The organism is Streptomyces sp. NPDC021749, from assembly GCF_040640655.1.
Taxonomy (GTDB): Bacteria; Actinomycetota; Actinomycetes; order Streptomycetales; family Streptomycetaceae; genus Streptomyces.
The window spans coordinates 45,766-70,354 of record NZ_JBFACE010000038.1 but is presented as its reverse complement, the minus strand read 5'-3'; the positions used below and the strand labels follow the sequence as shown (position 1 = coordinate 70,354).

General features: G+C 69.3%; 23 protein-coding genes and 2 pseudogenes. 12 read left to right on the top strand and 13 right to left on the bottom strand.

Annotated features, from left to right (window positions below):
* Positions 1 to 188: 188 nt before the first annotated feature.
* On the top strand, positions 189 to 488 hold the full coding sequence (locus tag AB0G35_RS29630) for a hypothetical protein (RefSeq protein ID WP_360955863.1): 300 nt from the start codon (positions 189 to 191) through the stop codon (positions 486 to 488).
* A gap of 167 nt (positions 489 to 655) precedes the next feature.
* Here the strand turns inward: AB0G35_RS29630 and AB0G35_RS29625 are convergent, their stop codons facing one another.
* Entirely contained in the window at positions 656 to 1,417 is a 762-nt protein-coding gene (locus AB0G35_RS29625; protein WP_360955861.1) for a VC0807 family protein, read from the bottom strand.
* Between the two features lie 505 nt (positions 1,418 to 1,922).
* Entirely contained in the window at positions 1,923 to 2,471 is a 549-nt protein-coding gene (locus tag AB0G35_RS29620; protein ID WP_360955859.1) for a carbonic anhydrase, read from the bottom strand.
* 518 nt (positions 2,472 to 2,989) lie between these two features.
* On the opposite strand from AB0G35_RS29620, the gene AB0G35_RS29615 reads away from it, so the two are divergent.
* From AB0G35_RS29615 to AB0G35_RS29605, 3 genes and pseudogenes are all read left to right on the top strand, one after another.
* Positions 2,990 to 3,637, top strand: coding sequence for a response regulator (locus AB0G35_RS29615; protein ID WP_360955857.1), 648 nt, complete (start codon positions 2,990 to 2,992; stop codon positions 3,635 to 3,637).
* 9 nt (positions 3,638 to 3,646) lie between these two features.
* Positions 3,647 to 4,015: pseudogene (locus AB0G35_RS29610) on the top strand (aldo/keto reductase); the annotation flags it as partial.
* 239 nt (positions 4,016 to 4,254) lie between these two features.
* Positions 4,255 to 5,481 carry a cytochrome P450 gene (locus AB0G35_RS29605; protein WP_360955855.1) on the top strand — a complete coding sequence of 409 codons (1,227 nt, stop codon included), beginning with the start codon at positions 4,255 to 4,257 and terminating at the stop codon, positions 5,479 to 5,481.
* 109 nt (positions 5,482 to 5,590) lie between these two features.
* Here the strand turns inward: AB0G35_RS29605 and AB0G35_RS29600 are convergent, their stop codons facing one another.
* A complete protein-coding gene (locus tag AB0G35_RS29600; protein WP_360955853.1) occupies positions 5,591 to 8,734 on the bottom strand; it encodes a BTAD domain-containing putative transcriptional regulator in 3,144 nt (1,047 codons plus the stop codon).
* Between the two features lie 340 nt (positions 8,735 to 9,074).
* Here AB0G35_RS29600 and AB0G35_RS29595 point away from each other — a divergent pair, with 340 nt between their 5' ends.
* A complete protein-coding gene (locus AB0G35_RS29595) occupies positions 9,075 to 10,478 on the top strand; it encodes a pentapeptide repeat-containing protein (RefSeq protein ID WP_360955851.1) in 1,404 nt (467 codons plus the stop codon).
* Between the two features lie 395 nt (positions 10,479 to 10,873).
* Complete coding sequence (locus AB0G35_RS29590) at positions 10,874 to 12,796, top strand: FAD-dependent oxidoreductase (RefSeq protein WP_360955849.1); 1,923 nt, start codon at positions 10,874 to 10,876, stop codon at positions 12,794 to 12,796.
* Positions 12,797 to 12,906: 110 nt separating this feature from the next.
* Here AB0G35_RS29590 and AB0G35_RS29585 read toward each other — a convergent pair whose 3' ends face one another.
* Positions 12,907 to 13,431 carry a MepB family protein gene (locus AB0G35_RS29585; RefSeq protein WP_360955847.1) on the bottom strand — a complete coding sequence of 175 codons (525 nt, stop codon included), beginning with the start codon at positions 13,429 to 13,431 and terminating at the stop codon, positions 12,907 to 12,909.
* Between the two features lie 452 nt (positions 13,432 to 13,883).
* Between AB0G35_RS29585 and AB0G35_RS29580 the strand changes: the two genes are divergently transcribed.
* Complete coding sequence (locus tag AB0G35_RS29580; protein WP_360955845.1) at positions 13,884 to 14,432, top strand: YciI family protein; 549 nt, start codon at positions 13,884 to 13,886, stop codon at positions 14,430 to 14,432.
* Positions 14,433 to 14,754: 322 nt separating this feature from the next.
* On the opposite strand, the gene AB0G35_RS29575 is transcribed toward AB0G35_RS29580, so the two are convergent.
* Positions 14,755 to 15,690, bottom strand: a complete 936-nt coding sequence (locus tag AB0G35_RS29575; protein ID WP_360955843.1) for a zinc-binding dehydrogenase — start codon at positions 15,688 to 15,690, stop codon at positions 14,755 to 14,757.
* Between the two features lie 92 nt (positions 15,691 to 15,782).
* On the opposite strand from AB0G35_RS29575, the gene AB0G35_RS29570 reads away from it, so the two are divergent.
* A complete protein-coding gene (locus AB0G35_RS29570; protein WP_360955841.1) occupies positions 15,783 to 16,379 on the top strand; it encodes a TetR family transcriptional regulator in 597 nt (198 codons plus the stop codon).
* A 77-nt stretch (positions 16,380 to 16,456) separates the two neighbouring features.
* Here the strand turns inward: AB0G35_RS29570 and AB0G35_RS29565 are convergent, their stop codons facing one another.
* The 5 genes and pseudogenes from AB0G35_RS29565 to AB0G35_RS29545 all read right to left on the bottom strand — a co-directional run bounded on the left by AB0G35_RS29565 (position 16,457) and on the right by AB0G35_RS29545 (position 19,240).
* Positions 16,457 to 16,870, bottom strand: a complete 414-nt coding sequence (locus AB0G35_RS29565) for a cytidine deaminase (RefSeq protein WP_360955839.1) — start codon at positions 16,868 to 16,870, stop codon at positions 16,457 to 16,459.
* 21 nt (positions 16,871 to 16,891) lie between these two features.
* Positions 16,892 to 16,996 (bottom strand): annotated as a pseudogene (locus AB0G35_RS29560) (transposase); the annotation flags it as partial.
* A 91-nt stretch (positions 16,997 to 17,087) separates the two neighbouring features.
* Positions 17,088 to 17,213: a hypothetical protein gene (locus AB0G35_RS29555; protein ID WP_360955837.1), complete on the bottom strand. Its 126-nt coding sequence runs from the start codon at positions 17,211 to 17,213 to the stop codon at positions 17,088 to 17,090.
* Positions 17,214 to 17,374: 161 nt separating this feature from the next.
* Entirely contained in the window at positions 17,375 to 17,521 is a 147-nt protein-coding gene (locus AB0G35_RS29550; RefSeq protein ID WP_360955835.1) for a hypothetical protein, read from the bottom strand.
* Positions 17,522 to 18,394: 873 nt separating this feature from the next.
* Entirely contained in the window at positions 18,395 to 19,240 is an 846-nt protein-coding gene (locus tag AB0G35_RS29545) for a hypothetical protein (protein ID WP_360955833.1), read from the bottom strand.
* Here AB0G35_RS29545 and AB0G35_RS29540 point away from each other — a divergent pair.
* On the top strand, positions 19,218 to 20,135 hold the full coding sequence (locus tag AB0G35_RS29540; RefSeq protein ID WP_360955831.1) for a hypothetical protein: 918 nt from the start codon (positions 19,218 to 19,220) through the stop codon (positions 20,133 to 20,135). The two genes, AB0G35_RS29545 and AB0G35_RS29540, sit on opposite strands and share 23 nt — an antisense overlap.
* Positions 20,136 to 20,562: 427 nt before the next feature.
* Here the strand turns inward: AB0G35_RS29540 and AB0G35_RS29535 are convergent, their stop codons facing one another.
* Positions 20,563 to 20,700 carry a hypothetical protein gene (locus AB0G35_RS29535; RefSeq protein ID WP_360955829.1) on the bottom strand — a complete coding sequence of 46 codons (138 nt, stop codon included), beginning with the start codon at positions 20,698 to 20,700 and terminating at the stop codon, positions 20,563 to 20,565.
* A 34-nt stretch (positions 20,701 to 20,734) separates the two neighbouring features.
* Here AB0G35_RS29535 and AB0G35_RS29530 point away from each other — a divergent pair, with 34 nt between their 5' ends.
* Together AB0G35_RS29530 and AB0G35_RS29525 are read left to right on the top strand one after the other, a co-directional pair.
* Positions 20,735 to 21,031, top strand: a complete 297-nt coding sequence (locus AB0G35_RS29530) for a helix-turn-helix transcriptional regulator (RefSeq protein ID WP_360955827.1) — start codon at positions 20,735 to 20,737, stop codon at positions 21,029 to 21,031.
* A gap of 166 nt (positions 21,032 to 21,197) precedes the next feature.
* Positions 21,198 to 21,794 (top strand): hypothetical protein, encoded by a 597-nt coding sequence (locus tag AB0G35_RS29525; RefSeq protein ID WP_360955825.1) that lies wholly within the window; start codon positions 21,198 to 21,200, stop codon positions 21,792 to 21,794.
* 104 nt (positions 21,795 to 21,898) lie between these two features.
* On the opposite strand, the gene AB0G35_RS29520 is transcribed toward AB0G35_RS29525, so the two are convergent.
* Positions 21,899 to 22,609 (bottom strand): DUF4232 domain-containing protein, encoded by a 711-nt coding sequence (locus AB0G35_RS29520; protein WP_360955823.1) that lies wholly within the window; start codon positions 22,607 to 22,609, stop codon positions 21,899 to 21,901.
* A gap of 613 nt (positions 22,610 to 23,222) precedes the next feature.
* On the opposite strand from AB0G35_RS29520, the gene AB0G35_RS29515 reads away from it, so the two are divergent.
* Positions 23,223 to 23,927, top strand: coding sequence for a hypothetical protein (locus AB0G35_RS29515; RefSeq protein WP_360955821.1), 705 nt, complete (start codon positions 23,223 to 23,225; stop codon positions 23,925 to 23,927).
* Positions 23,928 to 24,038: 111 nt separating this feature from the next.
* Here the strand turns inward: AB0G35_RS29515 and AB0G35_RS29510 are convergent, their stop codons facing one another.
* On the bottom strand, positions 24,039 to 24,548 hold the full coding sequence (locus AB0G35_RS29510; protein WP_360955819.1) for a GNAT family N-acetyltransferase: 510 nt from the start codon (positions 24,546 to 24,548) through the stop codon (positions 24,039 to 24,041).
* Between the last annotated feature and the right edge of the window lie 41 nt (positions 24,549 to 24,589).

Sequence of the window (24,589 nt, the reverse complement as noted above, 5' to 3'; positions counted from 1 at the left end):
TGGGTGGCAAGGCAGGCGGTAGACGTGGACGACTGCGTCGATCTGCGCGATCATCTGCCATAACGGTGGGGACAGGGGCGCCCTGTCAGCCCGCTCACCCGACGATTCACCATATTCTGCATCCGGCTTTCAGCAGTCTTCATCGAAAACGAGGCAGCGAGATGTGGTCAGGCAGGAACGACGATTACGTGGAACAGGCCGCACGAATGATCGGCGAGGAGTTACGGCGAAGCCGCTCCAGAGAGCGCGCCAAGGCTGTGAAATTCAGCAGGGAGCAAGTGGCGCAGAGCCGCAAGACCGCCCATGAAGTGCAGGCCGTCGAACTGGAACGCCTCGCGGCCCTCGGGCAGATCCCGCAGGCCGAATACAAGGCCCGGATGGCGGCGTGGGAAGAAGGCGCCGAGGAAGGAACCGGACGCGCCAAGGACCTGTACGCGGAGTGGATGCGGCAACGGCCCGGCCCGAGCGGGGCCGAGCCGTTGAGGTGAAGCCTCCGCCCGACAGAAGCGTCCAACTTGCGTGCTGCGCCCTCGATGTGTGTGACCGTAGGCGCATCGACGCGGTCATGAGTGGGGTCGGCCGCATCCCGTCACCGTCGTCAAGGCATCGAGCGGCCAAACCGATGGGGCGGTCACGGCAGAAGGCCCCGTCCGCCCTACGTGGCCTTGGGACGCACCTGGGCAGTAGCCGCGGCGGCGCGCTCCTCCCCCTTGCGCCGGGCTCGCTTGCCGTACATTGCCGTCCACAGAGCGAGGGCGCCGAGCACGCCGTAGATGAGGATCGGGCTCACGGCCACCATGGTGTCGGTGCTCAGGACGTAGGCCAGCGCGATCCGGGTCGCTGCCTCCAGGCAGTACGCCACGCCCCACACCGTCGTCATCGTCCGCACCGTCTTGCGGAATCCCTCGAACTCCCACAGCCCGTTCCACCAGGCCGTGCTCTCGGCGGTGCCGTCGGTGGCGAACTTGCGGCCGAAGTAGAACATCAGAGGGCGCGGCGCCAGCAGTGTCGCCAGGCACAGCAGGCCGAACAGCCCGGTGACGGCCGAGTCTTTGACCAGGAGCGCATGCGACGAGTGTGGGCCGACGAGCGACACCCCAGCGGTGATCACCAGGAACACCAGCGTCACGATGGCGAACTCGTCGAGACGGCGTCGCCACACAACGTGGACCGCGCTGTCGAGGACCGGCCAGGCACCGCTTGCCAGCAGCGCCGCGAACTCGCTCCAGCCCTGATCGCGCATGGCGTTGTACGTGATGATCGGGGCGGCCACGTTGAGGGCGAGGGTGAGCACCCAGCCGCCGAGCGCGGCGCCCCGGGACCGGGCGGGTGGTCCCGGGCGTTCTTCGGCTTGTGCCGGCCGCGTCTGGGATGCGCTTGGGCCGTCCGGCCTGGTGGTGTTGTCGTGAGCGAGCATGGTCCCCCCTGCAAGGTCTTGGTGCATTGCGGTTCGGGGAACGAAAAACATGCGCACGGCAGGGGACAGGCTCCCCAGGCCACGCGTCAATCCCCCCGTAGGGCGTGATCATGCATGACCGAAAAGCATCTTCGCAACTGGTCCTCGGAGCGTCTCCGGAGTGGTGGGCCGGAGCAGGCGCCCGCGGTAGCGGAAGGGCACGTCGAGTCGGAGAAAAGCCAGGTGGCTACGGGGATTTCGCGCGTAGCGGGGGCGGCTGGGCGGTAGTCGGACAGCCGGGACACGGTGCGTTCGACGACCCGACGGAGCCGTCGTATCGATGGCTGGACTCTGTCCCTGTCGTTAGCAGTCACCTGACGCATGCCGCCGCCATCCCGACGTACGAGACTGGGGACCGCGGCAGCGCCGTGGTCCCCAGTCTGCGAGGCCGACCGTCCACCGCCTCCGGGGACAGGAGGAGGCCAGGTCACCGATCCGGGAATTGCTGTCCGCCTCGGCCGGCCGGTCAGGAGGGCGCGCCGCTCAGGACTTCCACCTTGCCGGTGTCGAGTGAGTAGTAGGCGCCGACCACGGCGAGGGTGCCCTTTGCCACGAGCGGGGCCAGGTCCTGGTTGGAGCGCAGATCGGCCGCGGTCAAGGTGACCTGGGCGCGGGCCATGGTATCGACCGGGTCGGCGCCACCTTGGCGGACTGCTTGCCGGTATGCCGGCTGCAGGGCCTTGACGATCGCCTGCAGGTTGCCGGGCAGCGGTTTGCCGTCACGGAGGGACTTGTACGCCGCCGCGACGGCGCCGCAGCGCTGGTGCCCGAGGACCACGACGAGCGGGGTGCCGCTCGTCATGGGCCCGTACTCGACGGAACCCGTGACCACCGGGCCGACCGCCTCCCCGCCCGTGCGCATCACGTAAAGGTCGCCCAGGCCGGTGTCGAAGAGGAGTTCAGGCGGCACTCGGGAGTCGATGCACGACAGGATCGCCCCGAAAGGCTCCTGCTCCTGGGCTACGAGCTGCCGCCGGGTCGGGTCCCGGTCGGGGTGGTGAAGGTCGCCGCTCACCCAGCGCTTGTTGCCTTCCACCAGCCTCGCGAACGCCGCGGCGGGTGTGGTCGGCCGCGCTCGGGGCGATGCGGTGGGCGCCTGAACGGCCCGTGCTTCGGGCGAAGCGCTGGTCGTCGAGGCGGTCCTCGTCGAGGAGCATCCGGTAAGCGCGGCTGCGGCGCCGGCAAGTCCGATGCCAAGCAGCGCCCTACGGTCCGGATGTCCGGCTCTGTCCATCGCTCGTTCCTCTCGAAGCCGCGCAGACGCGTCGTTGCGTCTTGACCAGTGCGTCTTGACACGCCTGATTGTTGGCGTGGTGCGGGTGAGGGGGCTGTAGGCGCAAGCGGGCGCCGGCCATATTGCCGCCAACGGCCCACACGACCGGCCCGGACGGCAGGGGAGTGCCGGACGTTGGGATCCCCAAAGTTAGGCCATTGGGTCCGCCGGACGCGCGTGCCGGGCGGTCGCGGGATCGATGTGGTGGGACCATCACCCTGTTTCGTCTCACAGGGGCAGGTTGTGTGATGCAGAGTGCGGTGGATCTGCTGAGTGTGGTTTCCAGCTTGGCATGGCCAATCATTGCCGGTCTGGTGATCTGGCGCCTACTTCCCACCATCAAGAACGTCATTGGCTCTCGGGGGTTCACCGTAAAGATCGGGTCGGCGGAGCTGACGGTTCAGGAGGTCTCGGACAAGCTCTTGAAGACCACGGCTGATATTCAGGGGAAACTGGCCTCGGCCGGTGCATCCGAATACTCGGTGATGGAGAGCAGAAGTCCGCTCCCCCCTCTGCGGAGAGTCCTATGGGTTGATGACCACCCGGCGAACAATGCCTACGAGGCAGCACAGTTGCAGGCCTTGGGTGTGGACGTGGTGCAGGTCGAGTCGACTGGTCAGGGAATCGAGGCGCTGTCGACGGCGGCGCCGCCGTTCGACGCGGTCATCTCTGACATGGCACGCAACGAAAACGGCAGTTTTCACGCGGAGGCGGGCCTGGAACTCGTGAGGGAGATGCGCGCGGGCGGCCGCCCCGTGCCGGTATTCATCTACGCTTCCCATCAAGCACTCGCCAGGAGGAGTGAGATCCTCGCAGCCGGCGGCAATGGCGTTACCAGCTCGCCCACCCAGCTCTTCGCGCTCTTGCGCAAAGTCGGGGAGTTCCCGCAGGAGTACACGGCCGACTGAAGAACGCGGATCGCCCCCGTGGTCTGCGTGCAGAACTCCTACGGCCTGGACTGGCGCCGCGCCGACGAGAGCGGGCTGGTGGACCTGTGCCGGGAGCAGGGCATTGCCTTCGTGCCGTACTTCGCCGTCTCCGGCCTGCGACGCGAGGCAGCCGCGGTCCAGGAGCACGACGCGGGTGTCCACTCCGTCGCCCGCGCCCACCACGCGACGCCGGCCCAGATACGGCTCGCCTGGACCCTTCACCGCGGTCCGCACGTGCTGGCCATTCCCGGTACCACGAACCCGGCACACCTTGCGGAGAACATCGCCGCCGGAACCCTGCGCCTGACCGAGGAGGAGCTGGCCATACTCAACCTGCCAAATGATGAGGCCGCCTGATGGTCCGTCAGAGATGTTCGGGCGAGACTCCCCGCAGCGTGAGAACGCCCACAGATGCCCACAGACGCTCAACGACCGCCCCTCCCACAGACGCCCAACGCCCCCCACCCACATCGACCAGACCCGCCCTGGCCGAGCAGGTCTCCGGCATGGTCGGTGTCAGAGTCGTGTCAGTCGTATGTCAGGTCCGTCGGCGAGTGTGGCCGCAACAGCTGCCAAGAGAGGACAGAGGACATCCGATGAGTGAAACGGCTGCCATCCCGCACGGCCTCCCCATGGACCGCGATGCGGGCCCCTTCGACCCGCCCCGTCAGATCACCCGGCTGCGCGAGGCTCGCCCGGTCAGTCCCCTGGTGTTCCCCGATGGTCACGAGGGCTGGCTCGTCACCGGTTACGACGCGGTCCGCCAGGTCATGGCCGACACCCGGTTCAGCTCCCGCCAGGACATCGGCATCGTCCACGTACCGTACGAGACCCCCGGCATGCCCGCCCCCACCGAACCGTCCCCGCAGGTCCCGGGCCTGTTCATCGTCATGGACCCGCCGGACCACACCCGGCTGCGCCGCAAGCTCACCGGAGCCTTCACCGTCAGGCGCATGAAGCAGCTCGAAGAGCACATCAGCGACATCGCCGAGCGGCAACTGGACGAACTGTCGCGGCTGGTCCCGCCGGTCGACCTGGTCAAGGAGTTCGCGTTGCCGGTGCCCTCGCTGGTGATCTGCGAACTGCTCGGTGTCCCTTACGAGGACCGGGAGAACTTCCAGGTCAACTCCGCCCAGTTCCTGGTGAAGGACCAGACGCTCGAAGAGAAGATGGCTGCGTACGGCGCGATGACCACGTACCTCACCGAGCTGGTCACGCGCAAACGCGCGGAACCCGGCGAGGACATCCTGTCCGACCTGGCCCGCCATGACGACCTCACCATCGAGGAACTGACCGGCATGGCCTTCCTGCTGCTGCTCGCGGGCCATGAGACCACCGCCAACATGCTGGCACTGGGCACCTTCGCGCTCCTTCAGCACCCCGAGCAGATGGCCGAACTGCGGGCCGATCTCGATCTGCTGCCCGATGCCGTCGAGGAAATCATGCGCTACCTGTCCGTTGCCGACATCTTCTACCGCTACGCCACGGAGGACATCGAACTCGGCGGTGAAACAATCGCCAAGGGGTCGACCGTCGTTGTCTCCCTGTTGGCCGCCAACCACGACCCCCGGCGCTTCGACAACCCCGATGACCTGGACGTCCACCGCAAGGCGCGCGGGCACCTGTCCTTCGGCCACGGCGTCCACCAGTGCCTCGGCCAGCAACTGGCCCGCATCGAGATGCGCGCCGGCTTCGAGGGACTGCTGCGTCGCTTCCCGACCCTCACGCTCGCCATCCCCGCCGGCGAGGTGAAACTCAGGACCGACATGAACATCTACGGCGTCCACGAACTGCCGGTCACCTGGACGGAAACGGACCGGTAGGGCCGTCGGCGGAGCGCGTTCCGAGGAGCGCCGCCCGACACGACGGGGGCCGGAGGAGCGCCCGCCGACACGACGGGGGTCGGTGGGCCGCGCTGGGCGGTCTCCACGTTCAGGGAGCGAGCGTGACCTCGGCCAACTGGGACCAGTTGGCCCGCGTCCCCTCCCGGGTCGCCTCGGCGTACCGCGCGTCGCCGAGGTGGCGCCGCGCGGTCTGCGCGATCCGGGCCGCGTCCGGGTGGGAGCGGTCCTGCAGCCCGCGCACACCCGCGCTCGCCGCGAGCAGCCGTGCGGCCTGCTCGTGCTCGTCACGGCGCAGTGCCAGATCCGCGACCCCGACGAGCACGTGCGCGATCAGCGGCGCGTGTCCGGCCTCGGCCGCCGCCTCGCAGGCCGCCGCGCGGTGCGCCCGGGCCTCACCGAGGTCGTCGGCGAGGTAGCCGAGCAGGTCGTGGGTCACCGCGCGGATGTTCGCCTGCTCCGCTTCGTCGCCCCAAATGACCGTCGCCAGGCCGAGTTGCTTGTGCGCCTCCTCGGCGTCGCCGCGCCACCGGGCGAGTTCCGCCTTCGAGAGGGCCAGATCGATCAGCGCGTCCGGCCAGGTGACCCGCTCCGCCAACCGCTGCGCCTCGGCCAGGGCGGCCGCCCCGGCGTCCTCGTCGCCCAGCAGCCAGTACAGCTGTGCCTGCCGCGACCGCATGCGGAGGGCGTCCTCGGTGGCACCGACCTCGGTGACGACCGTGATCGCCTGCTCGTAGTGCTCGCACGCGCCGGCGAACTCGCCGCGCGTGGCGATCCGGTCCGCCAGCTCGGTCAGGGCGATCGCGATCCCGTACCGCTCGCCGAGTGCCCGGAACTCGGCGACCGCCGTCTCCAGGTACGCGTCCGCGTCCCGCCCGCCCTGGCCGAGCATGATCCGCATCTTGCCCAGATGCCACCGGCCCAGCGCGCGCACCCAGGGATCCTCGTCGTGGAGCAGCGGTTCGAACGCGGACAGGGACGCGTCGGGTGTCCGCAGCATGCGTTCCAGCGGGGTGACGAGCCTCAACAGCGGAGAGCGGCGCCGACCGCGCAGGCTGAGCCGGTACGCCTCGTGGATCCACTCCTCCGCGTGGTGCTCGTCGCCCCGCCCGCCGCTCACGAACAGCACGACCAGCGCGTACGCCATGGCCCGGACCTCGTCGGCAGCCTCCCCGGGCGCCGTGGCGGCCGCGGTGATCAGCTCGATGCCCTCGGTCTTGTGCCCGCTGAGCCACCAGTACCAGCCGGCGCCCGCCGCGAGCCGCATCGCCGCCTGCGCCTCGCCGGCCGCGAGCGCGCCACGCATCGCGGAACCGATGTTGTCGTGCTCGGCCCCCAGCGCGGCCAGCCAGTCCAGTTGCTCAGCGCGGCGCAGATGCGGCTCCGCGGTCTCGGTGAGCTCGGTGAAGTAGGCGAGATGGGCATGGCGCGCCGGCTCCGATTCCCCCGCCTCCGCGAGCCGGTGCCGGGCGTACTCCTTGATCGTGCCGCTCATCCGGTAGCGCGGGGCGCCGTCGCTCTCGACGAGCAGCAGCGACTTCTCGGTCAGCGCGGTGAGCAGTTCGAGCACCTGCTCCGGCTCGACCGCGTCGCCCGCGCAGACCCGTTCGGCCGCCTCCAGACTCGCCCCGCCGGAGAACACCGAGAGCCTGCGCAGGACCCTCCGTTCGGCGTCGGTGAGCAGCTCCCAGCTCCAGTCGACCACCGCGCGCAGCGTCTTGTGCCGCGGTAACGCGGTGCGGCTGCCGCTGGTCAGCAGGCGGAACCGGTCGTCGAGACGGTGGGCCAGCTGGTCGAGGGACATGGTGCGCAACCGGGCCGCGGCCAGTTCGATCGCCAGCGGCATCCCGTCCAACGCCCGGCAGACCCGCACCATCGTCGCCAGCGTGGCGGCGTCGACCGCGAGATCCCGGCGCACCGCCCGGGCCCGGTCCCGCAGCAGCCGGACGGCGGGTGAGGACGCGATCTCTCCCGGGCCCGCGTCCCCCTGCGGCAGGGCCAGCGGCTCGACCGGCCACAGCGCCTCACCGGTGATGCCCAGCGGTTCCCGGCTCGTCGCCAGGATCCGCAGCCGCCGGCACTCCCCGAGCACCCGGTGGGCGAACACCGCCGCCGACTCGATCACGTGCTCGCAGTTGTCCAGGATCAGCAGCGCCTCCCGCTCGCGGACCGCGGCGATCAGCCGGTCGGTCAGCTCCGCGTTCGGGGCCCCGCCGAGCAGGGCGTCCCGCAGGCCCAGCCCGGCGAGCGCCGCCTGCGCCACATCGTCGTCCGCACCGATGGCGGCGAGCTCCACCAGCCAGGCCCCGTCCGGCAGATCACCGAGCAGCGTGCGCGCGGTCTCCGTGGCCAGCCTGGTCTTCCCCGAGCCACCCGGCCCGATGACGGTGGTGAGCCGGTGCTCGGCCATGAGCTCACGGACCGCGGCGACATCGGCGCCCCTGCCGACGAAACTGGTCAGCTCGGCCCGCAGGTTGGTCTCGCGACTCGTCTCCCTCCGCCCCAACTCGCCCCGTAACAGCGCGATGTGCAACGCGGCCAGCTCCGGAGAGGGATCGACGCCCAGCGCGTCGGCCAGGGCCTCCCTCGCGCGCTGGTACACCAGCAGCGCCTCACTGTCACGACCGGCCGCGACGAGGGCACGCATCAGCGCGGCGACGAGCCGCTCCCGCACCGGGTGCGCGGCCACCAGATCGGTCAGCTCCGTGACCAGCTCCGCACCGCGACCGAGGGTGACCTCCGCATCGACCCGCTCCTCCGTGGCGGTCAGGCGCAACCCTTCGAGCCGGAGGACCGCGGTGTCGAACGCGGCGCTGTCCTGCAGACCGACGTCCTGCAGGGCGGCACCGCGCCACAGTTCCAGGGCCTCGCGCAGCAGCCGCATCCGCCGGGAGAGGTCCTCGGTGCGTGCCTGGCCCGCGGTGACGAGCCGCTCGAACCGCACGGCGTCGACGGCGTCCGGCTCCACCGCCAACCGGTAGCCGTCCGTCTGCCCCTCGACGACCCCGTCCGGCAGGACCTTCCGCAGCCGGGAAACCAAACGCTGCAGGGCGTTCGTCGCATCGGCGGGAGGGGACTCACCCCAGATCCAATCGACGAGCGACGCCTTCGGGACCACCTGACCCGGCTTGAGCGCGAGGGCGATCAGCAGTCCGCGCAGCCGCGCCCCCGGCACGTCGACCGAGCGGCCGTCGTTCCTGCGAACCTCCAATGGACCCAGCATCCCGATCTGCACCCGCTGATTTTGCCACGGGCGTTCGACAGGCATCTCCGGTGCGGACGGGCTGCCGATCCGACAGCCCCCACGATGCGCCCAGCTGAGGTCCGGCCCTGCGGCGATCGGCCTGGCGAGCCGAGTAGGCGCCGACTTGGACCGCACGGTGGGTACGGAGGAGGCCGGCCGAAGCGCCAACTGACGCCCGCCGGGGACATGCATGCCCGGGGGGGGGCGGCGCCGCACCGCCGCCCGAGCCGGCGCGGCCAGGACACGATTTTCCCAAACCGCCGCTCACCGGGCGTACTTCGGCTGGAATGAACCGGTGGCATACAAGAGACGGGTTCGCACCGTTCGCGCCGTGTTCGGTGCTGTCATCGCCTTACCGGGTTCTGCCTTCGTTGCCGTGGTGTACCTGTCGCTCCTTGAGACGCTGAGGGGTAGCACGGTCGCGGCTTGGTTGCTGGCGGCCGGGTTTCTGACCCTCGGTGTCGCCGTCTTTCTCATCGTCTGGCTGCGGTACCGGCGTGACCGCCAAGTCCGTCTCGCCGTCGCGCTGTTGGTGGCCGCCGCAATCTGGTGGTGGAGACAGCACTTGTGGGATGCCGTCTCTGCGATCGTCCTGCCGCAGTACCAGGGGCTGACACCTGCGGAGCACGCGCAGGCCGTCGGCCAGTACCGGCTCGCCGTCGTTCAGGCCTGCGCTGCTGCCGGCGGGGTGATCGCGTTGCTCTACACCGCACGCAACTACCGGCTCGTTCGCCGCGGCCAGGTGACGGATCGGCTCTCCAAGGCCCTGGAACGCCTGGAATCCGACGAAGAATTCGTACGTGTCGGCGGCGTCATCGCCCTGCAGCAGATCATCCACGACGCGCCGGAACAGGCCGAGCATGTCACCCACATCATCCGTACGTTCATCCGCCGTCAGGCACCGAAGGCAGGACAGAGCCCGCCGTGGGGTGTGCCTGCAGTGGATTCAGGCCTGGTGCTGCCACGGCCCCGCGTATCCGAGGGCCCAGAGAAGCCGGCTGCCGATGTCCAGGCAGCGCTGACCGCGCTGAGTACGAGACGCGCCAAGCTGTATTCGTCCCTGATCGACCTCAGCGCATATCACCTCGCCGGCGCTCATATGGCCCACCAGTATCTGTCGCGGGCGCAGCTGAGTGGGGCAGTGCTGACGGACGCTGTCCTGACCAGTGCTGTACTGGCGCGGGCCAGCCTTGAAAAGTGCGATCTCCGCCGGGTGGGGGCAGCGCAATCCCGATGCAACAACGCGCGGATGAGTGGCGCTGATCTGCGTGAGGCGGTCTTCTTCCGGGCGGACTTGGTGACCTGCGACCTCACCGGCGCAGATCTGCGCAATGCCGTCCTGTCCAGGGCAGATCTGCAACAAGCAACCTTACGCGGGGGGAAGTTGTCGGGTGCGTGGCTGGTGAACACGGACCTGTCCCATGCGGACCTGACAGGTGTCAGAGCGGAGGAGGAGCCGGTGCGCCTCGACAAGAGCTGCCTCAACCAAGCGCGCCTCAACGAAGCCGTATTGAAGAACGCCAGCCTCGTCGGGGCGAAGCTGCGGCACGCCGACCTTACCGATGCGGATCTGACGGGCGCTGACCTGACCAGAGCCGACCTCCGTATGGCGCGGGGGCTGACGGCAGACCAGCTGCTCGCTGCCGGTTCGATCGACAAGGCACGACTGGATCCGGCCCTCCGCGCAGCATGTCTGCGCAGCACGCATGAAGCCGGGCCGGCCGCCGGTGGTTGAGCCTCAAGCCGCCGAACCCGCCGAACCCGCCGAACCCGCCGAACGCGCCGAACCACCTTGCCGCCGAGCCTCCGGCCCGCGGCCTCCTGACCAGCGAGGGGGCGGGGGGTAGGCAACGCCCGCTTCTCGTACGGTCGTTGACGCGCGCGCCCCGTCATGTAGCCGCGAGGGTGGTTTACCGTTCCCGTCCGTGTGAAGCCACTGGCCCTGCGGCGCTCATATGCCAAGTGTGATGAGCCATGAATTCACACGACATGAGCACCCCTCAGCGGACTCCGGGTACGGACAACGACACCAAGGCCTTGAGCGAGGCGCCACTTGCCTCGGACGGAGAAGTCTCGCCCGCCACGCATCCTGCGCCTCGGTCGCACGAGGCGCAGCCCTCACGACGCGCGATGGTCACGGCAACCGGCGCCTCGGTGCTCGCTGCCGGACTGACCGCCGGGCTCACCGCCGCCTCCGTCTCGCCCGCGACCGCGCTGAGTCCCGCCGCCGCGCCCTCGGCGGCGCCGGCCGCGGTACCACCCGGCACCGATCCCCAGGCGTACACGACCGTAGCCCGGGCCATCGCCGTCTACGACGAGCATGACAAGCCCCTCGTCCCGACCTACCTCAAGGCCATCGAAAACGGCCTGCCCACCAGTCGAGCCAAGGCAACGAAGCGGGTCCTCATCGTCGGAGCCGGCCCGGCCGGCCTGCTCGCCGCCAACCTGCTCCACCACGCAGGCCACGACGTCGTCGTGATCGAGGCCAACGGCAACCGCGTCGGCGGCCGCATCAAGACGTTCCGCAAGGGCGGCCACGAAAACGGAGAACAGCCCTTCGCCGACCCCCAGCAGTACGCCGAAGCCGGCGCCATGCGGCTACCGGGCAGCCATCCCCTCCTCATGGCGCTGATCAAGAAGTTCGGCCTCACGCTCCAGGAGTTCTACCTGGTGGATGTGGACGTCGACGACCCGACGAAGCCGGCCAACCGGGCCTGGATCCACGTCAACGGCATCCACATGCGCCGGGCCGACTACGAGAAGAACCCTGAAAAGATCAACGACACCTTCGGTGTCACGGGCCCCCACCGCACGAAGACCGCCTCCGCCATCCTCGCGCAGGCCCTCGAACCCGTACACCAGCTCATTCGAGGAAAGCAGGGGACGGCCCTCGTCGACGGGTGGGCCGAGGTCCTGAAGAAGTACGGCCACTGGTCCATGTACCGATACCTCACCGAAGTCGCCAAGCTCGACACCAGGACCATCGACCTCATCGGCACCATCCAGAACCTGACCTCGCGCCTGCACCTCTCCTTCACGCACAGCTTCCTGTCCAGCGCGCTGATCGACCCCAAGACCAGGTTCTGGGAGATCAAGGGCGGCACCGCGCTGCTTGCCGACGCCTTGTACAAGCCGGTGAAGGGGAAGGTGAGTCTCAACAGGCGCGCCGTACGGATCGAGCGCCACGCGGGCAAGGTGAGGGTGCACACCGTTTCCGAGGAGTGCCAGACCGGCAAGGGCGGTGCCACGGAGGTCTTCGAGGGCGATGAGGCGATCATCACCGTCCCCTTCTCCGGCCTGCGTCATGTGACCTTCGAGCCTCCGCTCACTTACGGCAAGCGCCGGGCCATCACGGAACTGCACTACGACGCCGCGACCAAGGTGCTGCTGGAGTTCTCCCAGCGCTGGTGGGAGTTCACCGAGGCACAGTGGAAGGAGGCGCTGAACTCCATCGAGGACGGCCTCTACGACAAGTACAAGGCAGGCACGGTCAAGACCGGCACGTACCTCGGCGCCCACAAGTCCGTGAAGGCTCTGGGGGTGACGACTCCCGACGAACTCAAGAAGTGCTTCGCCGTCTTCCGTCCCGTCGGCCACAACGAGCCGGAGGCCGCTCATGTCCGTGGCGGCGGCAACGTGAGCGACAACGCCAACCGCTTCATGTACTTCGAGCACGCGCACCCCATGGAGGGCAGCGACGGAGGCATCGTCCTCGCGTCCTACAGCTGGTCCGACGACGCCCTCAAGTGGGACGCCTTCGCGGACGACGAGCGGTATCTGCGTGCGCTCGCCGGAGTGCAGGCAGTCTTCGGCCGCCGGTGCGAGGTCTTCTTCACCAACAAGGGCAAGACCCAGTCATGGATGCGCGACCACTACGCCTACGGTGAGGCGTCTGTGCTCCTCCCCGGCCAGCACACGGAACTGTTCCCTGACGTCCCCACATCCGAGGGGCCGCTGCATTTCGCGGGGGACCACACCTCCATCAAGCCCGCCTGGATCGAAGGCGCGCTTGAGTCCGCCGCCCGGACGGCGCTGAAGGTCCACACGAGCTGACAGGAGCCACGATCCCCCCGTCCGGCGCCCCGCCCCAACGGGACGCCGGACCGGCCGGCTCTGCTACGGGGTGGCCGGGGTGGGCGACCGCCGTGGCGTCGTAGCAGGCACTACGGGTGGTAGAGGGCGCCGGCGCGCGTCAGGTCGGCAGGCCCGTCGTGGCCGAGGTGGAAGAAGTAGTTCACCTGCCATGCCTGGGTGCTGCGGGCCTGTCGGTTGGTCGTGGTCACCCACGGCGGGTAGACGCGGAATCCGCGCTTCCCGCCGGCGCCGTCGCGGGAGACGATGGCGCGCTCGCACAACACCTCGCGCGGGAACACGAACTGTCCGAAGCCGTCGTCGTCGCGGCTGCTGATGACGAAGAGGTCCACCCCGTCGTCGGCGTCGAAGGGCCGGATCGGCCCCTCCTCGGACCGCTGCCACACGGTGACGAACTGGCCCACCTTCGTCGGCGTGGTCTTGGCCACGCGGAACCGCACCGAGCGGCCATCGAGCGTGAACGCGCACGCCGCGTACTCGCTGCTCTCCGGTTCGGGCACCGGCAGTGAGCAGGCGAAACCGCTAGGGTCGTACACCGATTCCTTGGCCGCCAGCAGGTCGCCGTGAAGTCCGGTCCACGGCTGATATGTCACCATGCCACCATCCTGCCATCCCGCCCGGGCGCACTGTTTCGGCCTCCCATGCCACCGGCCGCGTCACCGCCACCGTCGAACCCCCGCGTCCCCCTCCCGGAGCCCAGGGCTGTTGGACGGGCCCCACGATGGCCCACGACCGGTGAGGGTGCTGCCAGCGGGGGGAGAGGAGAACGACGAGGGGGGAGGGGCTGTGGCCCCAGGCGGTGCCCTGCTCGCGCAGGCCGACGCTGACACGCCCATGGTGGTCACCGCTGAGGTCGGGCAGCGGGTGCCTGGGGCCGTGGCAACGGAGCCGTGCTGATCGTGGAAGGCCTCCGGGTGCCGCGGGTGCCGGGTGCCGGGTGCCCTGGTGGCCCCCCCGAAAGCCTGGTGCCTGGTGCGTGGTGCCCTGGTGGCCTCCCCCCCGAAAGCCGGTTGAGGAGCTGCCCCGCGTCGGGAAATGATCTCTGGTCATGGAGTTCTTCTGCTACCACCGTGATCGGGCCGGCTCCGTGGCGTTGCGCGAGGAGCTGCTGGAGGAGCACTGGTCCTATATGGACCGATACGCGAACGAGTTGATCGCTCGCGGCCCGACGTTCGCCAGCGACGGCGACACGCCTACCGGGAGCGTGCACATCGTCGGCCTGCCCGATCCCGGTGCCGCCCGCGCGTTCGCCTTCGACGAGCCCAACTACCAGGCCGGCGTGTACCGGGACGTGCTGCTGCGTCGGTGGCGCAACATGCTGGGGCGCACCATGTGGGATTTCCCCGGCGGCCGGACCGATGGCAATCGGTACCTGGTGCTGGGTCTCGGCCCGGAGCAGGCCACCGAGCCCACGCTGCCGCCCGACCGGGACGAGCTGATCGCGTTCGGGCCGCTGCTGTCCGACGACGCCACCACCTGGGTGGGCACGGTAGCGCTGGTGCGGGCCCCTGACCCGGACGCGGCACGCGCCGTGCTGGCTCCGGATCGGTACGCGGACACAGAGGTCCATGACTGGGAGTTCGGCGGGCGACGGTGAGGCACGGCGGACGCGCCGTGCCGACGCCGCGAGGGGCTGTGCGCTGAAGGGTACGTCGAGCACTCCAGGCTGCACTCCCGCACTCCTGCACCCCGCACTCCCGCCCCCCCCGCCCTCCACCTCGCAACCGTCCCCTACCGGTTGGGTGCCTATAGGCATGGTCGTGCGGCTCGCCGGCCGGGGCCCCTTCGACGGGCCCCGGCCGCGTGCCGGTGGGCGCGGACGATACTGCAGTGCACCGCGACGACCCGGCAGGTCACGCTGAGCCGCTGAGCCGCTGCCGTTGAACCGGTGATGCCCACCACGGAGGCCGGATGCAAGGTCAGCCGACGTCCAGCACCGCTTTGCCGTGCAGGCGGCGGCCGAGCAGCGCCTGGACTGCTTCGTCGTGGCGGTCCCACGGGCCGCGCCAGCTGATGCCCGGGTCGAGGCGGCCTGCGGCTACCTCGGCGGCGAGCCACGTCAGGTCTGCGGAGAAGTCCGTGGCGGGGTCGCCGAAGAGGAAGAACGTGCGGATCGATCTGTCGTGCCGTCCCTCGGTACCCAGCAGCGCTGCGGGCGGGAGGACCGCGTCGGCCTCGGACGCGCGCCCCACGCTGACCAGCGTGCCGTACGCCTCCAAAGCGGCGAAGGCGTCCACCAGTTGTCGTCCGCCGACGTTGTCCAACACGGCACGTACGGGCCGGTCCACGGCGGCCGGATCGGTGTGCACCTCGTGTGCGCCCATCGCTCGCAGGCCGTCCGCCTGCGCGGGGTCCCCGCTGATGGCCACCACTTCCGCCCCCGCACGAGCGGCGAGCTGGATCGCGAAGCGGCCGACACCGCCGGACGCGCCGGTGATCATTATCCGGCGGCCGAGAAGTGGGCCCATACGGCGCAGCACGTGCAGGGCGCTGAGTCCGGCCACCGGGAGCGTGCTCACGGCGCCCAGGTCGGCGTCGTCCGGCACCTGACCGAGCAGGGTGGCCGGGACCGCGCGCAGCTCCGCCCACCCCGCCGCGGCGCCGAGGGTGACGACGCGGGTGCCCTCGGCCGGCCCCGACCCGTCGGCCGCTGCCTTCACCACGACACCCGCGGCATCCCAGCCGATCACGGTGCCGTCCGGCGTCTCCGGGTTGGTGGCGCCTTTGACCTCGCCAAGGTTGAGGGAAACCGCTGTGACCTTCACCAGGGTCTCGTCCGGTGCAGGTATCGGATCTGAAGTCTCGGACAGCGACAGGTGCGTTGCTGCGCTGTGGTCGATGACGAGTGCTCGCATGTGCCCGCCTCCTCAAGCGGAAGTGCCACAGTGTGGCGTTTGCGCCATTGAAGCACATGCTCGTCGGGAGCGTGAACGGTAAGCTGGGCCGTATGACGACCGCCCCGCAGCCCGCTTCCTTGCGTGAGCGCAAGAAGCTGCGCACCCGCCAAGCGCTGGCGGAAACCGCTGTGTCGCTGTTCACCGAGAGCGGCTTCGACAACACGCCTCTCGAAGCGCTCCTCGAAGCGGTGGAGGTTTCGCGACGAACCTTCTTCCGCAACTACCGGTCCAAGGAGGACGTGACGCTCACCGCTGTCAAACAGCTGTGGAGTACCTGCTTGGAGGTCATGGAGGAGAGCGAGCAGACCGGGCGCCTGGTCGATGAGTTCCGGGACGCGCTGCTGACGAGCCTCGGGCGCATGGACGAGGACTGGTTTCCCCGGTTCGCGGCCACAGTGCGGTTGATCGAGCAATCGCCGTCGCTGCAGGGGCACTCCCTACGGCACTGCGCTGAGATCCAGGCAGGAATCACCCGCCAACTCGGGGCACCGGACACGCTGGAAGCCCGACTGCTCATTGAGTTCTGCGTGGCTACCTGGCGGTGTGCCCTGGACGAGTGGCTGCCCCAGTGCATCCCCGCGGAGCTGCCCCGGTGCGTGCAACGCGCCTTCGACGCCATGCGTCACAGCCTCAATGCGGGGGCGTAAAACGTTCGTTCAGGTCATCGGGCGGACCAGAAGGAGTCGTTTGGTGAGTCGGTGGGGCGGTGAGTCAGTGGCGCGGTTCACTCATCGGCGAGCTGGTGGTCGGCCCAGACGTAGCTCTCTGGCAGCAGCTCTGTGATGAGGATGGTTCGGATGCGGTCGCCTTTGCCGACGATGACCTTGAGGGCGGGGAAGTAGTCGAGAAGGACCTGACGGCACCTTCCGCACGGGGGAACGACCCCTCGGTCGCGGTCGCCCACGGCGACGATCGTCTCCAGTTCGTAGGCGCCCTGGGCGGCTGCCGCGCCGATGAGGACCAGCTCGGCGCAGGGTCCTCCGGTGAAGTGGTAGGCGTTCACCGCAGTGACGATCCGGCCGTCCCGGTCGCGGGCCGCGGCTGCCATGGTGTGGTTGTCGCCCCGGCAGCGAGTCTGAGCGACGTGCGCTGCGGCCTGGATGAGTTCGTGGTCGACGTGGTCGGTCTGCGTCATCATCTTCTCCGCCTTGATTCGGTGTCAGGCGACATTGAACCGCCTGACGAGGATGTTCAAGCGAAAATCGGCGGGGTGCTTGTTTCTGCTGATGATGCGGCGACGGACCATGCTGCCTTGCTCCTCGTGGCCGACGTGGCCGACGTGGATGGCGTGGGACAGTGGCTGGCATGGCCGGCGTGGCCGGTGCGGCCGTCCGTCGGCGGCGGCCACGGCCGACCTACCGCCCCTCGACCGGCCGGTAGGCCGAGGTGGACGTCTCGGTCAGCAGCAGGGTCTGGCCGGGCCCGCGGACCAGGTGCGGCGAGTAGCTCGACAGGTAGGTGGGCCCGGCGACCCGACCCACCGGACAAACCCCAGGGCCAGTCCAGATGGGCCTGTCCGATGGGCCTGTCGGAGGGGCCTATGGGCGGGGCCTGTCCGATGGGCCTGTCCGATGGACTGGTTCAACGCGCCCGTCCGATGCGTCCGTCAGCCACCGCCGGAGATCAGAAGTCAGAACCTCTTTCAGAGGGTGAGGTCTTCGCCCAGTTTCGGGGTGAGGACCTCGTACGCCTCGCCGGAGGCGACTTCGAGGAAGCGGGCCAGTTCATCGGGCTGGGTGCTGTAGACGCCGTCGATGTGGAATCCGTCGTAGTGGATGGGTATCGCCACCTTCGCCCCAGCAATCGGGTCGCGACGGCCGCGTGTTCCGCGTCGAGCGCCCCGGGGTAGGGGCTGGGCGGTTGGCAGTGCGGGAAGCAGAGGGCCGGTCCGTTGATGGGGGTCAGTACGGCGTCGAACGGGCCGTACCGGTGGGCGGCGCGCCACCAGTAGCCGTGGAACATGCTGTCGCCGAGGTGGATGACGCGCTTGCCGCCGGCCTCGATCGCCCATGACACCTGCGGGTCTCCGATGCCGTCGACGGCGGGCACTCGTGAAGGGCCCGATCGTGGTGGTCTCCCATGCCGCCAGCGCCCGCCGGGGGAGATGCGATGCGGTGAGTTCACTGTCGGCTTGGGGCATCCACAGGTTTTCGTGGTCGTCGCCGCCGAACGACTCGGGGTGCAGGACCGGTGCGCCGGGGCGCAGGGCCCGGGCGAGGGCGGCGGCGTCTGTGTGGTCCCGGTGCAGATGTGTGCACAGACCGGCAAGCACGTTGCCCTCTGTGTGGGGGCGGGTGACTTTCGGCAGGGGGGCCGTGAGCGCTGAGCCTTCCAGGACTCCTTCGGGGTGGCCGAGGAGGTCGATGACCAAGCTCTCGCCCTGTGCTTCGAGTTCGATTCCGGCCCAGCCCAGCCATCGGATGCGCATGTGACTCCCTCTCGATTTAGCGTACGTTCGGTTGTCAAAAGTTAGCATACGATCGTTCGCTAAATGCTTGAGGCGTGAGGAGAGTCATCGATGAGGCTGAGCGCACCCGTGACGCGTCGTCAGTGCTTGCGGGTCGCGATGCAGGCGTCCAGCACGGGCGAACAGCCGGCCACCGGCCGCGGGCCGGCCGGTCTTCCCATCGGCTGGTCGGCCGGTCGCTCAACAGCCCTTTCTTCAAAGGACGTTAGGCAGGTGCCTGACGGCAAAGCGGAGACACGGTCCGGGCGGTTCCCGGCGGTCGAGGACCTCCTCGTCCGTCTCAGCGAGTCGTCCGAGCCGGAACTCCAGGTCTACGCGGCGGGTCGCCTGGCGACACCCCTGCGGCTCCGCGTTCACCGTGACCGTGTCAGACGGCTCGTGGAGTCCTGGCCGGAAGAAGCGGGTTGGGAGGCCGGGCGCATTCGCCGCGAAGTGTGCGAGGGCTTCAGCACGTACTGGAAAGACACCGAGCTGGACGATCCGGTACTCCGCAAGGCCCATGACGAGCTGAGGTTCCCGGTCAGCGACGCGGGATGCCTGCACGCATTCGCCACCCTGCTCCGCAGTCATGCCCCGGTCGCCGTGGGCATCGCACTCGACCATTACGAGTCCTCGGAGGGCCTGCGTCGCGTCCTGGAGGACGAGCATCGTGCCGAGGACTACCTGCCCGAGGTGTTGGCGAGGGCTCGTGAGGTGCTCCGACGGCCGATATCTCCGGCCGAGGTGAGCGCGCTGAACATGATCGGAGCGCGGCACGCCGAGCCCGGCGACGCCGACCTCCTGCTGGACGTTCTCAGGCGCACGGACTCGGACGAGGTGCGCACGGAGGCCATCTGGATGGCGTCCGGCGTGTTCGAGGCGGCCGGGGCGAAGGACGAGAGGCTCGTCGCCGCGCTGGGCGACCTGGTCTTCGACCGGTCCGTCGGCTTCTCCCTCACGAAGGAGACGGCGATCCGCGTCCTGGCCGACAGCCTCGGCGCGGACGCGGACGACGTTCTCCTCCGGGCGCTCCGCGAGGGTGAGCCGGAGGTGCAGGCCCACGCGGCCTTTCCTGGTCAAGACGGGGGGCCTGGACCGGCACCGCGCCCTCCTGGAGGAGGCCGCCGAGAGCTGGGGCGACCAGCCACCCCGGCGCCCCTGGGGCCAGGACCCCATCGAGCTGATCTTCGGCAAGCCGCACAGCGTCCACTGGACCGGACACCGGCTGGCGGACCCGGACCTGTATCGCGCTCACAAAAGGCTGAGGGCTCCCACGGTGGACGAGTCGTACCACCAGGCGCTTCGCACGCTGCTCGAAAGCGACGACCAGGCGGCCGTGGGCATCGCCCTCGACCACTGGTGGAGTCCCGGCGGCGCCGTGAAGCGGGGCGGCGCGAAAGCACGTGAACCGGAGAGGCCGCTCGTCCTGGACCGCATCCGGGAGGTGCTGCGGCAGTCTCCCTCACCGGCCGAGCTCAGCGAGAGGTACGGGCCCGAGGCCACACACCTCGCGGCCCTGTCGGCGCTGGACGTCGTGACCGCGGAAGAGCCGTCCCTGCTGGCCGACGTCGTGGCGGCCGCCGCGAGCGATCACGTCCGCCAGCGGGCTCTGGATGCGGTGGAAGCGGTGTTCAACGACGCGGAGGAGGCCGACCTACGGCTCGTCGAGGCGCTGGGAAACGTCGCCTGCGACGAGAACGTGCCGTTGCACGACCGCCTCCGGGCCCTGGAACTGCTCGATGAGTCTCCGGGGACCAGCTCCGTGCACGCGCTGGTGCGGGCGACGCGCTGCCCCGAGGCGGAGCTTCAAGCCGCTGCGGCATGGGGGCTGAGGGGGGAAGAGGTCATCGAGGATCATCGCGCCATGCTTGAGGGGCTGAGCGCGAGCTGGCCGGTGGAGGACGCCCCGTGGGCGGTCACGCGAGTGCGGGACATGCTGAACGCCGCCAGCGAGTGAGACCGCGTATGCGTGCAGGTAACGCACGGCCGACGGCCCCTCGTCCCCTTTCCCTTGTGCGGACCCGGCTTCACCAGCGACGGTGGCACGCTCATCACCGGCGTCAGCACGCTCCCGAGGCGGGGTGGGGTGAGGGGAGGGTCCACCCGGCCACCTTCCATGGGGGTGGCGGCACCGACCCCGCCCGGGCGGGCCGGGCCTGACCCTCCTGTGCGCCGCGAGGTCTACGACGCCGGTCCGTACCGGGTAACGCACCCCTACGGCCAGAGGGTTGTGACGATGTGCACGTCGCACTGCCCAACTCGACGAGCTGAGACCGCCATCGAAGCCCTGACGGCCTGGCGAGATGTCTTTCGTCTCCCCGAGGTCCGGTCGGCGGCCCAGCGGATCGGTGCGAACATGATCCGTACGTAGTGGGCGACGCAGATCAGAGGATGCGCACGGTCACCAGCGGATCGGCCACCCGGGGAATCAGGAACGTGGCGCGGGAGTTGGCGTCGTCGGGGCGGTCGCAGCGGTCGGAGCGGTCGCAGCGGTCGGAGCGGTCGATGTCGGGGGACTGCACGTGTGCGGTGCGCGCGGGCGGGGAGGGGGTAACGGTGGGGGCGGCTGAGGAAGCGGCAGCGGTCGCGGCGCTGCTGAAAGAGTGGAAGGACCGTTCCGGACACAGTTACGGGGTGCTCGCGAAGCGGCTGCACATGAGCACGTCGATGCTGCACCGCTACTGCAACGGCGACGCGGTTCCGACGGAGTACGCACCGCTGGAGCGGCTGGCACGGCTGTGCCGGGCGACGCCGGACGAACTGGTCCGCCGCGCTGATCGCTGGACTCGCCTCCGATGCCGGCGACGGCCGTGCGACCGCAGCCGAGGCGCCCACGAGGGCGAAGAGCAGTAGCAAGGCGACGACGACCGAGGGCGGCCGGGCGGCATCTGCGAAACCGCCCCGAGCGGGCGACGCGAGCCCCTCCCCGTCCTCTCCCCGTAAGCACGACGGCAAGGCGCCCGACGGATCCGACGACCGGGCGAACGGCCCAGCCGCGCCTGATCTGGCCGGACTCCCGGTGAGTGTGGACGTCCGCCCCTACACCTGGGAGGACCCGTGCAGCCAGCGTTACCTGGTCGACCGGGACCCGGGCGACATGCCCCCGCCGCCCGTCGAACAGCGGGCCCGGGCCTGGATCTCGGCGCTGGGTGCGATCTCCGCGGACAGCCAGATGGTGCAGGTCTCGGTGCAGGGCACCGGCGACAACACGGTGATCCTGCACGCCCTGAGGGTGCGCGTGGTGGGCAGTTCGGCGCCACCGGCCTGGACCGCCTACAGCATGGGCGTGGGCTGTGGCGGTGGCATCGGGCCCAAGTCGTTCGATGTTTCTCTGGACGCGCCGCAGCCACGGATCGTGCCGCAGAACGGACAGCGGGACTTCCCCTACAAGGTCAGCAAGCGGGACCCTGAAGTCCTCAAGGTCGTTGCGCGGGCCGGAGCCCGCGATGTGCGGTGGTACATGGAACTGGAGTGGTCCAGCGGGAACCGGCGTGGAACGCTCCGGATCGACGACAACGGGGAGGCGTTCCACACCAGTGGGCTGGCAGGCCGACCTCAGTACGACTACCCGCTGGGCGGAAACGAGTGGATCCCGGCCCCGAAGGAGAACGGCTGATCCCGGGGCCGACGCACCTACGCCGGCCCCGGGACCCGCTCGAAGTCAGCGACGCTCTCTCACCACGACAGGGCGAGCTCAGCGGTGGGCTGCCAGTAGGTGACTTATGCCGAACTGTCGGTGGTGATACCGCCCTTGGGCAGCGCCAGCCGCACGGCCGGGCCGGTGGAGCCGTTTTCCGCCCGGTTGGCGAACAGCACGCCGAGCGTGCGGGCCGTGTACGCGCTGTTGCCTGACCCGTCTGCGGACTGGTACATGATCCCTGCGTACGCCGACTTGCCCGGCTCAAGCGTGACCACGGCCTGCGGCCTGGACTTGTCCAAGAAGGCCGTGGCGGCCTGTGCGCCGTCCCAGCGCAGATACGGCGCGGCGTAGGCGTAGCAGGGCATGGAGCCGGTGTTGGTGGCGGTGAGCAGCAGGTGGTTGAGGGGGCGATTGACCTTGGTCACGGTGACCTTGACCTGCGCGCCGGTGCAGGCCGCAATGGCCGCGTGGCTGCCGGATCCCTTGCCGGTTCGCTTGCCGGTTCCCTTGCCGGCGGCCTGACCGGGTCCGCTCGGGTGGCCGTTTCCGCTGCCGGAGGCCCTCGACGCGTTCTTCGACGAACCACCGTCCCCGGCTTTGCCCTTCGCATCCGGCGAGGGCAGGGCACCCTCGCCGGAGGCCGTGGTCTGGGAAGACGCGACCGGAGTCATGCTGCCGGTGTCCTTGCTGCCGGTGTCCTTGCTGTCGTTCCCGCAAGCGGTCCGAGAAAGGGCGGCCGCCAGGACGGCAGCGGAGGCAACGAGGCGGGTTCTGTAACGGGCGATGCGCATGGTGAGTGGGTGCTTTCTCGTTCGATCGGTTCCGGTCGTCTACGTGACGGGCGTGCGTCTCGGCATACGTGCCGTCAAAGTCAGCTGACGACCAGGAAGAAGACGGTCGCTGCTGACACGGCGAACACCGCCAGGGCCACCACGTCGGTGACATCGGCACGGCACCACCGGCACGGCCGGAAGCGGCTCTGCATGGTGTCTCCGTTCGGCAGGAAGTCGTCGGCGCTTGCCGTTCCGAGCTTGCGACGCCCTCCGTCCCTACCGCCACGATCACCGCCAAACATGGGACGCTGGAATGCTCGTACTGCCTCTGAACTGCAGAGATGAACCCTGGCTGGAACGCCGCGCAGGGACGCGACAGGCGTCGACGGGCGGGACGGAGCGTGAACGTGCGAGGCACCGGCCCGCAGGGAGCGAGGCGCGGGACGGCCTCGCCGCAGCGGGGTTCGGCCAGGTGCTCTGCGGCGCTGTTCCCGCGGCAACTCGTAAAAAGCCTCGGCTAATTTTGTAACGAAACGCCTCGCACATGTGTCTCTTTCGTGGAGACTTCGCATCAGGTGTTCACCGGATGTATCCCCCCACAACTGCATATGGAGGAATGATGCCCACGCACATGCTCAGACGGACGCGTTCTTGCGCTGTGGTGGCTGCCCTCGCCGCCACCTTCTCCCTCGTTGGGGGACCGACCCACGCCGCCGCTCTCACCACGGCCGGCGTCGGCTGGAAGCTCACCACGCAACTCGGCGTCACTTCGGCCTCGCCCAGCAAGACCTACACGATCACCTTCGCCACCGAGACCCTGCGGAAGCGATACACGCCACTCCTCGGGCCGGCCGTTGCCCAGGTCAACGCAGCCGGCCTGCACCTCAAGCTCGGCGGCGTCGAACCCGTCAACCCGGCCAAGTGCGGCCCCGCCTATCACGTACAGATCACCGAGCTGTACCGGCCCTTGGGGCGCGCCGGATTCAGCCAGGGCATGCCCTGCCCCAACCCGCCCAAGGGCTTAGGCATCGGCGGCATCGTCGCCTACGACTCCGAGTACTGGACCGGGTATCCGATCGCCACTTACAAGCTGCGCAACACCGTGGTGCACGAACCGTTGCACGTCCTCGGGCTCGACCATCCGAACGCCGACCTCAACCGTGACGGCAAGCTCGCCGACTACGAGTGCGTGGCCACCAGCTACGGCAACACCCCGATCATGTGCAGTCCCAACGGCGGTTACAAGACCACCGCCACCATGGGCAAGCTCACGGGGTATGACACCAACGGGCTGCGGGCGCTCCTGGCCAACGCCCGCGCACAAGGCATCAGGTAGTTCGTGAACTCCAGCAGCGCCCTGGTCCGCTCGGCTCTGCTCGGCACGTTCGCAGCCTGGTCCCGAGGCAGTGGGCCGGCGACGGGCAGGCCGCCGACCCACTGGTGATCGTTAGTGCTGCTCCGGTTTCGTGATCCTGAAGTGGGCCACGTTCTCTTCAGTGGACCATCGGTGGAAGCCGGCCTTTTCCAGTACGCGGACGGAGGCCGGGTTGGACAACTCCACGTTGGCGACGACGGTATGGACATCGGGCGCGGTGAGTGCGAAGGCGGCGAGCGCCCGAGTGGCCTCGGGGGCGTAGCCGCGGCCGCGGCGGGAGGCCACGATGCCGTATCCGATTTCGAGGATGCCCTCGTTGGGCGGCCAGAACAGCCCGATGGAGCCGACCACCAGGCCGCTGTCGCGCTCGATGATCAGACGGTGGCCGTATGCGCCGAGCCAGGCCGGGTGCCGGTCGAAGAAGCCTGCGATGACGCGGTCGCCGTCGGCGGGAAAGTCATCGGCCCAGTGGGGCGACCTGGTGTCGTCGACGACCGCGGTGGCCTCGGCCATGGTCCAGGGCCGGAGACGAAGGCGGTCGGTGGTCAGCTCTGCGGGGGCTGATGAGATGGCGGAATTCACGTGATTCTCCTGGTCGTTGGAACGACCCGGACCGCGCTCTG